The following is a 15440-nucleotide window of genomic DNA, read 5'->3' on the forward strand; positions in this document are numbered from 1 at the left end:
ACCGCACCGAGCATCACGGTCGATGCCCCGGCGCTGACGAACGACGCGACACCGACCATTACCGGTACGACCAACCTCCCTGCCGGCTCCACCGTCAGCCTCGTGGTCACCGATGCCAACGGTGTTCAGCAGACCGTGCTGGCCACGGTCCAGCCGGGTGGCACCTACTCGGTCGACGTGCCCTCGCCGCTCGCCGAGGGCAACTACTCCGTCGTGGCCACGGCCACCGATGCGGCCGGCAACGCCGCTTCGGCCAACGACACCGGCGCGATCGATCTGACCGCACCGAGCATCACGGTCGACGCCCCGGCACTGACGAACGATGCCACGCCGACGATCACCGGCACGACCAACCTCCCTGCCGGCTCGACCGTCAGCCTGGTGGTCACCGATGCCAACGGCGTTCAGCAGACGGTGCTGGCCACTGTCCAACCCGGTGGCACCTACTCGGTCGATGTGCCCAATCCTCTGGCCGAGGGCAACTACAGCGTCGTGGCCACAGCCATCGATGCGGCGGGCAACTCGGCCAGCGCCAACGATGTGGGCGCCATCGATCTGACGGCGCCGAGCGTCACCGTCGACGCACCGGCACTGACCAACGATGCCACGCCGACCATCACCGGCACGACCAACCTGCCGGCCGGCGCCACCGTCAGCCTGGTGGTCGCCGATGCCAACGGCGTTCAGCAGACGGTGCTGGCCACCGTCCAACCGGGTGGTACCTACTCGGTCGATGTGCCCAACCCTCTCGCCGAGGGCAACTACTCCGTCGTAGCCACCGCCACTGATGCGGCCGGCAACGCCGCTTCGGCCAACGACGCGGGCGCGATCGACCTGACCGCACCGAGCGTCACCGTCGATGCCCCGGCACTGACGAACGATGCCACGCCGACGATCACCGGCACGACCAACTTGCCGGTCGGCTCCACCGTCAGCCTGGTGGTCACTGATGCCAACGGCGTCCAGCAGACGGTGCTGGCCACGGTCCAGCCGGGTGGCACCTACTCGGTCGACGTGCCGAATGCGCTCGTCGAGGGCAACTACTCCGTCGTGGCCACGGCCACCGATGCAGCGGGGAACTCGGCCAATGCCAACGATGCGGGGTCGATCGACCTGACCGCGCCGAGCATCACGGTCGATGCCCCGGCGCTGACCAACGATGCCACGCCGACGATCACCGGCACGACCAACCTCCCTACCGGCTCCACCGTCAGCCTGGTGGTCACCGACGCCAACGGCGTGCAGCAGACCGTGCTGGCCACCGTCCAGCCGGGTGGTACCTACTCGGTCGATGTGCCGACTGCGCTCGCCGAGGGCAACTACTCCGTCGTGGCCACGGCCACTGATGCGGCCGGCAACTCGGCCAATGCCAACGATGCGGGCACCATCGATCTGACCGCACCGAGCGTCACCGTCGACGCGCCGGCGCTGACAAACGACTCGACGCCGACGATCACCGGCACGACCAACCTGCCGGCTGGCTCGACCGTCAGCCTGGTGGTCACCGATGCCAATGGTGTTCAGCAGACGGTGCTGGCCACGGTCCAGCCGGGTGGCACCTACTCGGTCGACGTGCCCAACCCTCTCGCCGAGGGCAGCTACTCCATCGTCGCCACCGCCACCGATGCGGCCGGCAATGTCGCTTCGGCCAATGATGCGGGGGCGATCGACCTGACCGCACCGAGCATCACGGTCGATGCCCCGGCCCTGACGAACGACTCGACGCCGACCATCACCGGCACGACCAACCTGCCGCCTGGCTCCACCGTCAGCCTGGTGGTCACTGATGCCAACGGCGTCCAGCAGACGGTGCTGGCCACCGTCCAGCCCGGTGGTACCTACTCGGTCGACGTGCCCAACCCTCTCGCCGAGGGCAACTACTCCGTCGTGGCCACGGCCACCGATGCGGCCGGCAACTCGGCCAATGCCAACGATGCGGGCGCGATCGACCTGACCGCGCCGAGCATCTCCGTCGATGCGCCGGCGCTGACGAACGACTCGACGCCGACCATCACCGGCACGACCAACCTGCCGCCTGGCTCCACCGTCAGCCTGGTGGTCACCGACGCCAACGGCGTTCAGCAGACCGTGCTGGCCACCGTCCAACCCGGTGATACCTACTCGGTCGATGTGCCCAACCCTCTCGCCGAGGGCAACTACAGCGTCGTGGCCACCGCCACCGATGCCGCGGGCAACTCGGCCAATGCCAACGACGCTGGCGCGATCGACCTGACCGCACCCGCCGTCACCCTCACGCTCGACGCCGTCACCACCGACAACGTGCTGAGCGCCGTCGAGGCCGGCGGCAACGTCGTGCTGACCGGCCGGGCCGGCGGCGATGCCCAGCCGGGCGACGTGGTCACGTTGACGATCAACGGGCAGTCCTACCTCGCCACGGTCGGCGCAGGCGGCGTGTTCGGCGTCAGCGTGCCCGGCAGCGCGCTCGCCGCCGATGCCGACCGCCGCATCGACGCCAGCATCACCATCAGCGACGCCGCCGGCAACAGCAGCAGCGCCAGTGCTGCCCAGGACTACGCCGTCAACACGGCGCCCGCCGGCGCCGACCGAACCGTCACCACCGCCGAGGACAACGCCTACACGTTCAGCGCCGCCGACTTCGGCTACACCGATGCCGACGGGCAGCCGCTGGCCGGTGTGCGCATCGACAGCCTGCCCGCCGCCGGCCAGCTGCTGCTGGGCAACGTCGCGGTGGGCACCGGCCAGGTGATCGCCGCGGCCGACCTCGCCAACCTGCGCTTCGTGCCCGCGCCCGATGCCAACGGCATCGGCTACGCCAGCTTCACCTTCTCGGTGGGCGACGGCATCGACTTCGACGCCGGGCCGAACCGCATCACCATCGACGTCACGCCTGTCAACGACACCGCGGTCATCGGCGGGGTCGCCAGCGGCGCCGCCGTCGAGGACGCGCCGGGCAGTGTCACCAGCACGCTCACCGTCAGCGATGCGGATGTCGGCGAGGCCGCCTTCCAGCCGCAGAACGCGGTGGCCGGCGCGCACGGCAGCTTCTCGATCAACGCCGCGGGCGTGTGGACCTACACGCTGAACAACGCCGACCCGGCCGTGCAGGCACTCGGCCAGGGCCAGTCCCTGCCCAGCGAGACCTTCACGGTGCGCAGCGTCGACGGCACCAGCACCACCGTCACGGTCGCGATCACCGGCACCAACGACGGCCCCGTGGCCGTGGCCGACACCCGCTCCACCAATGAGGACGCTGCCGTCAGCGGCAACGTGCTCGGCAACGACAGCGACGTCGATGCCGGCACCACGCTGGTGGTCACGCAGTTCGTCGTCAACGGCAGCACCTACGTTGCCGGCACCACTGCCAGCCTGGCCGGCATCGGCACGCTGAGCATCGCCGCCGACGGCGCCTACACCTTCACGCCGGCCGCCGACTATGCCGGGCCGGTGCCGGTGGCGACGTACACCGTCAGCGACGGTCTGGCCAGCACCACGTCGACCCTGACGCTGACGATCGACCCGCTGAACGACGCGCCGGTCAACACCGTCGGCGGCCCGGTGGCCGTGCTGGAGGATGTGCGCACCGCGCTGCCCGGCATCTCGGTGGCCGATCCGGACGACACCGGCAGCGTGGCCAGCCAGAAGATCGCCACCGTGCAGCTGAGCGTCTCCAACGGCACGCTGCTGGTCACGCTGGACCCGGGCACGACGGTCGGCGCCGGCGCCAACGGCAGTTCCACGCTGACCCTCAGCGGTACGCAGGCGAGCATCAACGCGACGCTGGCCAGCCTCGGCTACCAGGGCAATGCCAACTACGCCGGCGGCGACACGCTGGTCGTCATCACGCGCGACGGGCTGGGCCTGACCGACAGCGACACGGTCGCGATCACCGTCATGCCGGTCAACGACGCGCCCTCGGGCAGCAACGCCACGCTGACCGTGGCCGAGGATGCGACGCTGACCCTGTCGCGCGCCGCCTTCGGCTTCGTCGACGCGGCGGGCGAAGGCAACAACTTCCTCTCGGTCACGGTCGGCCCGACCAGCGCCGGTACGCTGACGCTCAATGGCGTCACGGTCACCGGCCCGACCGTGGTGACGGTGGCCCAGCTCGACGCCGGCCTGCTGCGCTTCACCCCGGCACCCAATGCCAACGGCAACGCCTACGCGACGCTGAGCTTCCAGGTGCGCGACGACGGCGGCACGGCCAACGGCGGTGTCGACACCGACCCGACGCCCAACACGCTTACCTTCGACGTCAGCGCGGTCAACGACGCGCCGGTGGCGCAGAACGACTTGGCCACGGCCGACGAGGCAGGCGGCGTGGCCAACGGCAGCGCCGGCACCAACCCGAGCGGCAACGTGCTGAGCAACGACACCGACGTCGACGCCGGCGACAGCAAGACCGTCACCGCCGTCAGTGGCACCGGTGCCGGCACGCTCGGGGGCGCCACCGCCGGCAGCTACGGCACGCTGACCCTGAACGCCGACGGCAGCTACAGCTACGTGCTGGACAACAGCCTGGCCGCGGTGCAGGCGCTGCGCACGGCCGGCGACACGCTGACCGACACCTTCACCTACACCATGCGCGACGCGGCCGGGCAGACCTCGACTGCCACGCTGACGGTGACGATCCGCGGCGCCAACGACGCGCCCGTGGCCACGGCCGACAGCGCCGCGCTGAACGAAAACGCGACGGTCACGCGCAACGCCGCCAACGGCGTGCTGGCCAACGACAGCGACGTCGACAGCGGCGACACGCGCAGCGTCTCCGGCGTCGCGTTCGCCGGCACGCCGGGCAGCGTCGGCTCGGCGCTGGCCGGCACCTACGGCACGCTGACGCTGAACGCCGACGGCAGCTACAGCTACGCCGCCAACCGCCCGGCGGCCGACGCGCTGGCCGCCAGCCAGGTGGCCATCGAGACCTTCACCGTGACGATCCGCGATGCCGCGGGCGCGACGAACACCTCGACCCTGAGCTTCACGATCACCGGCATCAACGACGTGCCGACCATCACCGGCACCGCCACCGGCGCGGTGCGCGAGGACGTCACGCTGAGCACCGGCGGCACGCTGACGGTGGTCGACGCCGACGCCGGCCAGTCGGTCTTCAACGCGCAGTCGACCAGCGGCACCTACGGCAGCTTCGCGATCAACGCGGCCGGCGTGTGGACCTACACGCTGAACAACGCTGCGGCCAACGTGCAGGCGCTCGCGGGCAGCGCGGTCGTGACCGAGACCTTCACGGTCACGACGGCCGACGGCACACCGCGCACCATCACCGTCAGCGTCAACGGTACCAACGACGCGCCGACGGCGGTGGCGGACCTGCGTTCGACCAACGAGGACGCGGCGGTCAGCGGCAACGTGCTCGGCAACGACTCCGACATCGACTCCGCCGCCTTCTCGGTGACGCAATTCGTGGTCGGCGGCACCACCTATGCCGCCGGCGCGACGGCCACGCTCGCGGGGGTCGGCACGCTGAGCATCGGCGCCAACGGCGCATACACCTTCACCCCGACGGCCCACTACGCCGGCGCGGTGCCGGTGGCCACCTACACCGTCAGCGACGGCAGCGCCTCCAGCACCTCGACGCTGGCGCTCAGCATCACGCCGGTGGCCGATGCACCGACGCTGAACATCAACGGCACCTCGATCACCGGCAGCACGGTCACCACGCCGGGCCTGCCGGCCAGCACCGGGCTGACGCTGCAGTACTACGACAACATCGGGGCGTTGAACACGTCCAATGCCGGCAACATCTCGGCGGTGGAGACCGGCGTCGAGTCGAGCACGGCCACCAGCACCACCTCGGCCAGCGACGTCGCGGTGGGGACGATCGGGGAAGACGACGCCTACCGGTTCACCGGCTACATCTACCTGCAGGCGGGCCAGGACTACACCATCTCCGGCTTCCGCGACGACACCCTGATGGTCAAGATCGGCGGCACCTCGGTGTACGCGGTCGGCTACAACAACTGGGGCAACCTGACCGGCAGCAGCTTCACCCCGGAGGTCTCGGGCTACTACTCGCTCGAGGTCATCGCCTACAACGGCAACGGGCCGGGTTCGCTGGACCTGTCGATGTCGGTCAACGGCGCGGCGGCGGTGGACCTGAACACCACCAACTTCAACCTGTACCGCGACACCAGCACCTTCGGCGGCACGGTGATCGGCTCGATGGTGCCCAACGGCGACGGCGGCTACTACCCGACCACCGTCACCGGCCCCGAGGACGGCTCGATCGCGCTGGGCACCATCGCCGCGACGCTGAACGACACCGACGGCTCGGAGACGCTCGCGCTGCGCATCGGCAACCTCCCGGTCGGCGCCACGCTGACCGACGGCACGAACAGCTTCGTCGCCAGCGCCGGCACGACCAGCGTCGACATCACCGGATGGACGCTCGCCAACCTGCGCCTGACGCCGCCGGCCCATGTGTCGGGCACCATCAACCTGAGCGTGACCGCGACCTCGACCGACTCGAACGGCTCGACCGCCAGCTCCACCGGCAGCCTGCCGGTGACGGTGCGCGCCGTGGCCGACACACCGGCCATCATGGGCCAGACCGTGCTGGTCTCGGTGACCCAGGGCAGCGGCAGCACACCGACGCTCGCGCTGCCGGTGCTCGCGACGCTGCTCGACGTGGACGGCTCGGAGACCCTGTCGGTGACCATCGCCGGGCTACCGAGCGGCGCCACGCTGAACCACGGCAGCGCCAACGCGTCCGGCACCTGGACCGTCAGCGCGGCCGACCTGGCCGACCTGAGCCTGACGCTGCCGGCGGGCTACACCAGCACCGGCACGACGCTGACGGTGAGCGCCATCGCCACCGAGGGCAGCAACGGCTCGAGCGCCAGCACCAGCACCACGGTGACCCTGCTGGCCGACTACACCACCGCGACGCCGGGTTCCAGCACCGGCAACGACACCATCACCGGCAGCAACACCCGCGCCGACTACATCGACGCCCAGGCCGGCAACGACTCGATCGACGGCCGCGCCGGCAGCGACCTGATCCGCGGCGGCACCGGCAACGACACGATCCAGGGCGGCGCGGGCAACGACCTGCTGTTCGGCGACGCCGGCAACGACTCGATCGTCGGCGGCAGCGGCAGCGACCGAATCAGCGGCGGCGCCGGCAACGACACGCTGACCGGCAGCGCCACGCCCGGCACGGCGGACCTGACCAGCGACGTGTTCGCCTGGACACTGGCCGACGCCGGCACCCGGGGCACGCCGACCACCGACACCATCACCGACTTCAGCGCGGCGGCGGTGTCGGCCGGCGGCGACGTGCTCGACCTGCGCGACCTGCTCAGCGGCGACGCGCTCGGCGCGGGCAACACTGCCGGCAACCTGGCCAACTTCCTGGACTTCAGCGTCAGCACGACCGGCGGCGTCACCAGCACGACGATCCACATCAGCTCGAACGGCGGCTTCGCGGGCGGCGGCTACCTGCCCGGCCAGGAAGACCAGGCGATCGTGCTGCAAGGCGTCAACCTGCCGACAGCGCTGGGCCTGTCCGGCGGCGCCAGCGACGACCAGATCATCCAGGAGCTGCTGACACGCGGGAAGCTGATCGTCGACAACTGAGGCGCCGGCGGCAGCCGCCGCCGCGCGCTCAGCGCGGCTCGGCGGCCTGCGCGCTGACCCAGGGGCCGGTCAGCCCGTCCAGGCCGCACTCGCGCAGGGCGGTCGCGTCGGCCTCCTGCGCCACGCCCTCGGCGATCACCTGCAGCGACAGGCTGTGCAGCAGCGTGGCCAGCCCGCGCACGAAGCCGGCGCGCACGTTGTCGCCGGCCAGGCCCTGGGTGACCGCGGTGTCGAGCTTGACGTAGTCGAGCCCCAGCTCGAACAAGCGCTCGATTCGGCCGAGCCGCTCGCCGGCATGTTCGAGGCCGAGGCGCGCGCCGGTGGGGCGCAGCTGCCGGCCGAGCTCGCGCAGCAGGTCGAACTGCTCCATCGCGGCGGCTTCCGAGACCTCCAGCCAGAGCTGGCGCGCCTCGCGCGGAGCCGCGAGCAGCCGGCCGCGCAGGCGCGCCGCGAAGCCGCTGTCGGCCAGCGAGGCCGGCGCCAGGTTGACGGCGCGTGCCTGGCCGTCGCGCGCGATCGCCTCCAGCGCCAGCGCGACGGCACGTTCGTCCAGCGCGGGCGTGAGGCGCGCGCGCACCGCCAGGGGCAGCCAGCGCGCCGCGGGCTCGGCCGTGCCGTCGGCCTCGATCTGCAGGCGCAGCGGGCACTCCAGGTGCATCAGGCGGCCGGTCAGGTCGCGCACCGGGTACTCGACCAGCGCGACGCGGCCTTCGGCCAGCGCCTCGTGCAGGCGCTGCCGCCAGCCGCCCTCGCCGAGCCGGCCGAGCGTGCCGCCGAGTTCGACGGCGGTCTCGACCGCAAACGGTCCCTGCGCCTCGGCGCGCGCCAGCGCCAGGTCGACCGCGCCCATCAGCGGCGCGATCTCCACGCCGCGGCGCATCTCCACCGCGCCGGCGGCCACGACGGCCTGCTTGCCGAAGGCAGGCAGCACCTGGCGCAGCGCATCGGCCAGCGCCCGCGCGGTCTCCTCGGCCACGCCGCCGGCGGGCAGGCAGAGCGCGAAGTCCGAGCCGTTCAGCCGTCCGACGAAGCAGCCGTCGACACGCGCGGTGTAGGCCTGCAGCGCCTGCGCGATGGTCAGCAGCATGCGGTCGGTGGTGGCATGGCCGAGCACCCGGTTCACCTCGCCGAGCTCGAGCACGCGCAGCAGCACCAGGCCGCCCTCGGCCACACCGTCCTCGCGCTGCAGCAGCGCGCCGAGCTGGCTCATGAAATGGCTGCGGTTGGCCAGCCCGGTGAGCGCGTCGCAGGTGGCCTGGCGGCGCAGCGTGTCGACCTGGCGGGCCTGGCCCTCGAACACCATCTTCAGCCGCTCGACCATCGAGTTCATCGCCCGCGCGAGCCGGCGCAGCTCGGGCACCGCCGGCTCGGCCACCGTCAGGTACTCGCCGCGTTCCAACGAGCGCGCCTGCGCCACCGTCTGCTCCAGCGGCACGCGGATGCGCTGCACCACCAGCGCGCCGCCGAGCCCGGCCAGCAGGCCGAGCACGGCCAGCGTCAGCGCCGAGCGCAGCGTGCCGTGCCACAGCTCGTCGTGCGCATAGGCGACCTGGCTCTCGAGTTCGACGCGCCCGATCGCGCGCCAGCCGTCGCTGACCTGCGCCACGCCGGGCGTCGAATCGATCGGCAGCAGGCGCACGAACCAGCCCGGCGCGTCGTGCGCGGTGGCCGGCGCCTCGCGCGAGAAACGCACCGTGCCGTCGCTGCCGACCAGGCGCACGCGGCGGTAGAAGCCGGTGTCGAACAGCGAGCTCACCACCAGTTCCATCAGCGCCGCGTCGCCCTTCTGCTGCGACAGCACCAGCGCCAGCGCGGTCGCGTTGTCGCTGTTCTTCACCCGCAGCTGGGTCTGCAGCGTCTGGCGCGCGGCGTCGGCATTCAGCGCCAGGCTGCCGGCAAACGCGAGCAGCAGCGTCCCGAACAGCAGCAGCCAGATTTGCCGGATCAACGACATGCATTCCTCCCCAGGCGCCAATGATGCACCCTCGACCTCACCGGAAGCCCTCCGCACGTGCCTTGGCGAGCACCTCGCGCCAGCGCGACAGCCGTGCCACCGGGTCGCCGGCGGAGGCGCCGGCGGTGCCCTGCCACAGGCCTTCGCTGTTGAAGCTGAACACCGGCGTCAGGTCGGGTCGGCGCGAGGCGGGGCGCACCTCCTCGATCAGGTTGTCCAGGATCAGCGGCTCGGCATCCGGCCGCGCGTAGTGGGCCAGCACCATGTGCGGCGTCTGCACGCCGCCGGGACCGCCGATCTCGGCGCGCACGTAGACCAGCCGCAGGCGCGCCGGCGGCACACCCAGCGCAAGCAGGCTGAAGTACTTGGCGATCGCGAAGTCCTCGCAGTCGCCGCGCCCCTTGTCGAGCAGCTCGACCGGGCTGGCCCAGTGGTCGGCCGTGCCCCAGGCCTGCTCGTCGTCGACGAACACGATGCGGCGGTTGAAGAACTGGTTGATGGCCACCATCTGCTGCGCCTCGTCGAGCTCGGCGCCGGAGCGCAACTGGGCCTGCAGCGCGCGGGCCGACGCCAGCGCGCGCGGGCCGGCGCGTTGCGCCGCCTGCAGCAGCAGCGCGGCGTCCCAGGCCTGCCCGGGCAGGGCCGCGGCCAGCAGCAGCGCCGCCAGCGCGACGGCCACGGCGCGGCGCAGGGTCTGCGCGGCACCGGCGGCGGCGGAGGAACGGGCGGGACGCAAGGGGGGCGGCAGACGGATCAACGCCCTGTTCTCGTCCGCGAGGCGGTCAACTTGAGCGCGCCGGCGCGATGTCGCCGGGCCGCGGCGTTTCCGGTTGTTGCAATTCACGCGGCGCCGTGACACGCGACCGTGAAAAACTGCAGATGACAAATCATCGCCGACAGTGCAGCGGTGGGGGCTCACTAAACTGCGGGCACCCGAGGTCCGCGCCCTGGTGCGCCATGGAACCGGCACCGGACCGGCGCCAGGCCGGCACGACAAGAAATCACAGGAAGAGCATGCAACTGCAGTCCCTCGTCATCAGCCTGGCCGCGGCGCTGTCGGCCTGGAGCCTGCCGGCCGCCGCCCAGGGCAGCGACCCGCTGCGCGCGGCCGCCGAGAAGGCGGTTGCGACCAACCCCGAGGTCACGGCGCGCTTCAATGCCTACCGCGCGGCGGCCGACGCAGTGGGCATCGCCCGCGGCGGCTTCTACCCGCGACTGGACCTGAACGCGAGTGCCGGCACCGAGCGTGAGCGCGACGAGCGCCTGGGCCCGGCCACCCGCAAGGTCGACCGCACGGCGGTGGGCCTGAGCCTGACGCAACTGCTGTGGGACGGCCTGGGCATCAGCCGCGACGTGGACCGCCTGACGCACGAGCGCCTGGCGCGCTACTTCGATCTGCTCGAGGCCACCGAGCAGACCGTGCTCGAGGCCACCCGCGCACAGTTCGACGTGCAGCGCTTCCGCCGCATGGTGCAGCTGGCCGAGGACAGCTACGTGCAGCATCGCTATGCGTTCGCGCAGATCCAGTCGCGCGTGAAGGCCGGTGTCGGCCGCGGTGTCGACCTGGAGCAGGCCGCGGCGCGCCTGGCGCTGGCCGAGTCCAACCTCGCCACCGAGCAGGCCAACCTGCACGACGTGACGGCGCGCTACCTGCGTGTGGTCGGCGAGGCGCCGCCGGCGCAACTGAGTGCCCCGCCGCTGCTGAAGAACGGCCTGCCGGGCAGCGCTGCCGAGGCGATGAATGCCTCGCTGGCGCGCAGCGCGGCCATCAGCGCCAGCATCGAGAGCCTGCGTGCGGTGCGTTCGGCCGGCGACGGTGCGCGTTCCGCGTACCACCCGCGTGTCGAGGCGCGCCTGCGCACCACCTCGGGCAACAACCTCGACGGCGTCGAGGACCGCACGCGCAACAGCACGGCCGAGATCGTGCTGAACTGGAACCTGTTCAACGGCGGCAGCGACCAGGCGCGCGTGCGCCAGCAGGTCAACCTGGCCAACCAGGCCGCCGACACGCGCGACCGCGTCTGCCGCGACACGCGCCAGGTGGCCGCCATCGCCTTCAACGACACGCGCAAGCTGACCGAGCAGCTGGTCTACCTGGAGCGCAACACGCTGGCGATCGAGAAGGCGCGCGACGCCTACCGGCAGCAGTTCGACATCGGCCAGCGCAGCCTGCTGGACCTGCTGAACGCCGAGAACGAGGTCTACACCGCGCGGCGCGCCTACGCCAACGCCGAGTTCGATCTGGCGCTCGCCTACGCGCGCGCGCAGGCCGCGATGTCGCAGCTGTCGACGCAGCTGGGCATCGCGCGCGTCGACCGCGTCGCCGAGCAGGCCGCCGGCTGGACCGCCGGCGACGACGCGCCGGCGCGCTGCCCGGCCGACGCGGTGGAGATCCGCGCCAGCGACCGGGCCGCGCTCGACGCGCGCGCCGACGCGTTGATGAAGAACGCGCCGACGCGCTGAGCGCCGGTTACTTGCGCTGCGGTGGCAGGTCGGTGCAGCTGCCCTCGTAGACCTCCGCCGCCATGCCGATGCTCTCGCCGAGCGTCGGGTGCGGGTGGATGGTCTTGCCGATGTCCACGCCGTCGGCGCCCATCTCGATGGCCAGCGCCACCTCGCCGATCATGTCGCCGGCATGCGTGCCGACGATGCCGCCGCCGACGATGCGGTGCGTCTCCTCGCTGAACAGCAGCTTGGTGAAGCCCTCGTCGCGGCCGTTGGCGATGGCGCGGCCCGAGGCCGTCCAGGGGAACAGGCCCTTCTTGACCTTGATGCCCTTGGCCTTGGCCTCGTCCTCGGTCAGGCCGACCCAGGCCACTTCCGGATCGGTGTAGGCCACGCTCGGGATCACGCGCGCCTCGAAGGCCGCCTTGTGACCCGCCGCGACCTCCGCGGCCACATGCGCCTCGTGCACCGCCTTGTGCGCCAGCATGGGCTGGCCGACGATGTCGCCGATCGCGAAGATGTGCGGCACGTTGGTGCGCATCTGGATGTCCACCGGGATGAAACCGCGCTCGCCGACGATCACGCCGGCCTTCTCGGCGCCGATCTTCTTGCCGTTGGGCGTGCGGCCGACGGCCTGCAGCACCAGGTCGTAGACACCCTCGCTCTTGGTGCCGTCCAGGCCCTCGAACATCACGCGCACGCCGTCCTTCGTGGCTTCCGCACCGACCGTCTTGGTCTTGAGCATCAGCTTGTCGAAGCGCGGGGCGTTCATCTTCTGCCAGACCTTGACGAGGTCGCGGTCGGCGCCCTGCATCAGGCCGTCGAGCATCTCGACGACGTCGAGCTTCGCGCCGAGCGTCGAGTACACCGTGCCCATCTCCAGGCCGATGATGCCGCCGCCGATCACCAGCATCTTCTTCGGCTGCTGGCGCAGCTCGAGCGCGCCGGTGGAGGTGACGATGCGCGGGTCGTCCTTGGGCAGGAAGGGCAGCTTCACCGCCTCGGAGCCGGCCGCGATGATCGCGTTCTTGAACCGGATCGTCTGCTTCTTGCCGTCGGCCATCGTCACGGCCAGGTGGTTCGGATCGGCGAACTCGCCGGTGCCCTGCACCACCGTGACCTTGCGCATCTTGGCCATCGCGGCCAGGCCGCCGGTGAGCTTGCCCACCACCTTGTTCTTGTGCGCGAGCAGCTTGCCGAGGTCGACCTGCGGCTTGCCGAACGTGACGCCCAGCGCCTCGAAGTGCGACACCTCGTCCATCACCGCCGCGACGTGCAGCAGCGCCTTGGACGGGATGCAGCCGACGTTCAGGCACACGCCGCCGAGCGTCGGGAAGCGCTCGACCAGCACGGTCTTCAGGCCGAGGTCGGCGGCGCGGAAGGCGGCCGAGTAGCCACCCGGGCCGGCGCCGAGCACGAGCATGTCGCACTCGAGGTCGGCACCGCCGGCGTAGCTCGCGGCCTGCGGGGCCGGGGCGACGGGTGCCGCGGCCGGCGCCGCGGCCGCCGGGGCGGGTGCCGCCGCTGCCGGCGCCGCTACAGCCGCGCCGGCGGCCTCGAGCGAGAGGATCACCGAGCCCTCGCTGACCTTGTCGCCGATCTTGACCTTCAGCTCCTCGACGACGCCGGCCGCCGAGGACGGGATCTCCATCGAGGCCTTGTCGCTCTCGACGGTGATCAGGCTCTGCTCGGCCTTGACGGTGTCGCCCGGCTTGACCAGCACCTCGATGATCGCGACGTCCTTGAAGTCGCCGATGTCCGGAACCTTGATGTCGATGGTCGCCATCGTCGGTTCCCCTTTACAGCATGACCCGACGGAAATCCGTCAGGACCGAGCCGAAGTAGGCGTTGAAGCGGGCCGCGGCCGCGCCGTCGATGACGCGGTGGTCCCACGACAGCGAGAGCGGCAGGATCAGGCGCGGCACGAACTGCTTGCCGTCCCAGCGCGGCTCGGTGCTGCTCTTGCACACGCCCATGATCGCGACCTCGGGCGCGTTGATGATCGGCGTGAAGTAGCGCCCGCCGATGCCGCCCAGCGACGAGATCGAGAAGCAGCCGCCCGACATGTCGGCCGGACCGAGCTTGCCGTCGCGCGCCTTCTTGGCCAGATCGCTCATCTCCTGGCTGATCTGCAGCACGCCCTTCTTGTCGGCGTCCTTGATCACCGGCACCACGAGGCCGTTCGGCGTGTCCGCCGCGAAGCCGATGTGGAAGTACTTCTTCAGGATGATCGAATCGCCGTCGATCGAGGCGTTGAACTCGGGGAACTTCTTCAGCGCCGCGACGGCCGCCTTGATCATGAAGGCGAGCATCGTGACCTTGATGCCGCTCTTCTCGTTCTCCTTGTTCAGCTGGACGCGGAAGGCCTCCAGGTCGGTGATGTCGCAGTCGTCGTGGTTGGTGACGTGCGGGATGATCACCCAGTTGCGATGCAGGTTGGCGCCGCTGATCTTCTTGATCCGCGACATCTCCTTGCGCTCGATCTCGCCGAACTTGGTGAAGTCCACCTGCGGCCAGGGCAGCAGGCCCGGGAACGCACCGCCGCCGGCCGCTGCGGCCGGAGCCTTGGCAGCCTGGGCACGCGTCTGCACCGCACCGGCCATCACGCCCTTGACGAAGGACTGCACGTCGGCCTCGGTGATGCGGCCCTTCGGCCCGCTGCCCTTGACCTCGTCCAGCGGCACGCCCAGTTCGCGCGCCAGCTTGCGGATCGAGGGCGAGGCATGCGGCGGTGTGCCCTTGGGCGCGGTCGGCTCGTGGGCCGGCAGCGCCGCCGTGGGCGGGGTCTTGCCGGCCGGGGCCGGCACGGCCGCGCTGGCGGGCGCCGGCGCAGCAGCGGCGGCAGCGGCCGGCGCCGCCGCGGCGGGGGCACCGCCGGTGGCCTCGACGATCGCGACCAGGCTGCCCTTGCTGACCTTGTCGCCGAGCTTGACCTTGACTTCCTTCACCACGCCGGCATGCGAGGACGGGATCTCCATCGAGGCCTTGTCGCTCTCGACCGTGATCAGGCTCTGCTCGACCTTGACGGTGTCGCCCGGCTTGATGAACACCTCGATCACCGCGACCTGGTCGAAGTCGCCGATGTCGGGCACCAGCACCTCGACCGGGCCGCTCGAAGCGGCCGGTGCGGCCGCCGGGGCCTGAGCCACCGGGGCCGGTGCGGCAGCGGCAGCGGCCGGTGCCGCGGCAGCCGGCGCAGCCGCCGGCGCACCGGCGCCCTCGGCCTCGACCAGCAGCACCAGCGAACCTTCGCTGACCTTGTCGCCCACGCCGACCTTCAGCTCCTTGACCACGCCCGCGTGCGAGGACGGGATCTCCATCGAGGCCTTGTCGCTCTCGACCGTGATCAGCGACTGCTCCGCCTTGATCGTGTCACCGGGCTTGACCAGCACCTCGATGACGGCCACGTCCTTGAAGTCCCCGATGTCGGGGACCTTCACTTCCACCACTGCCATGACTTGTCTCCGTT

Annotated in this window: 6 protein-coding genes; 2 read left to right on the forward strand and 4 right to left on the reverse strand. The window is 71.2% G+C overall.

Annotation, left to right across the window (positions count from 1 at the left end; genetic code table 11):
• The first annotated feature begins 33 nt into the window (after window positions 1-33).
• The gene (locus tag D9C15_RS29350; protein ID WP_259372616.1) at window positions 34-7572 is read left to right on the forward strand and encodes a beta strand repeat-containing protein; all 7539 of its coding nucleotides are present in this window, start codon (window positions 34-36) and stop codon (window positions 7570-7572) included.
• A gap of 28 nt (window positions 7573-7600) precedes the next feature.
• Here D9C15_RS29350 and D9C15_RS29355 read toward each other — a convergent pair whose 3' ends face one another.
• On the reverse strand, window positions 7601-9526 hold the full coding sequence (locus D9C15_RS29355) for an EAL domain-containing protein (protein WP_128002892.1): 1926 nt from the start codon (window positions 9524-9526) through the stop codon (window positions 7601-7603).
• A gap of 37 nt (window positions 9527-9563) precedes the next feature.
• Complete coding sequence (locus tag D9C15_RS29360) at window positions 9564-10262, reverse strand: transglutaminase-like cysteine peptidase (protein ID WP_240668645.1); 699 nt, start codon at window positions 10260-10262, stop codon at window positions 9564-9566.
• A gap of 278 nt (window positions 10263-10540) precedes the next feature.
• Here D9C15_RS29360 and D9C15_RS29365 point away from each other — a divergent pair, with 278 nt between their 5' ends.
• Window positions 10541-11989, forward strand: coding sequence for a TolC family outer membrane protein (locus D9C15_RS29365; protein ID WP_128002894.1), 1449 nt, complete (start codon window positions 10541-10543; stop codon window positions 11987-11989).
• A gap of 7 nt (window positions 11990-11996) precedes the next feature.
• Here D9C15_RS29365 and lpdA read toward each other — a convergent pair whose 3' ends face one another.
• Together lpdA and aceF are read right to left on the reverse strand one after the other, a co-directional pair.
• The gene (lpdA, locus tag D9C15_RS29370; protein WP_128002896.1) at window positions 11997-13757 is read right to left on the reverse strand and encodes a dihydrolipoyl dehydrogenase; all 1761 of its coding nucleotides are present in this window, start codon (window positions 13755-13757) and stop codon (window positions 11997-11999) included.
• A 13-nt stretch (window positions 13758-13770) separates the two neighbouring features.
• Window positions 13771-15426: a dihydrolipoyllysine-residue acetyltransferase gene (gene aceF, locus D9C15_RS29375; RefSeq protein ID WP_128002898.1), complete on the reverse strand. Its 1656-nt coding sequence runs from the start codon at window positions 15424-15426 to the stop codon at window positions 13771-13773.
• Window positions 15427-15440: the final 14 nt, after the last annotated feature.

This window comes from Piscinibacter defluvii (assembly GCF_004011805.1).
Taxonomy (GTDB): domain Bacteria; phylum Pseudomonadota; class Gammaproteobacteria; order Burkholderiales; family Burkholderiaceae_C; genus Piscinibacter; species Piscinibacter defluvii.

Coding starts and splice junctions, on each gene's coding strand:
- aceF (WP_128002898.1), bottom strand. CDS start 15,426: ATGGCAGTGGTGGAAGTGAAGGTCCCCGACATCGGGGACTTCAAGGAC.
- lpdA (WP_128002896.1), bottom strand. CDS start 13,757: ATGGCGACCATCGACATCAAGGTTCCGGACATCGGCGACTTCAAGGAC.
- D9C15_RS29355 (WP_128002892.1), bottom strand. CDS start 9,526: ATGTCGTTGATCCGGCAAATCTGGCTGCTGCTGTTCGGGACGCTGCTG.
- D9C15_RS29365 (WP_128002894.1), top strand. CDS start 10,541: ATGCAACTGCAGTCCCTCGTCATCAGCCTGGCCGCGGCGCTGTCGGCC.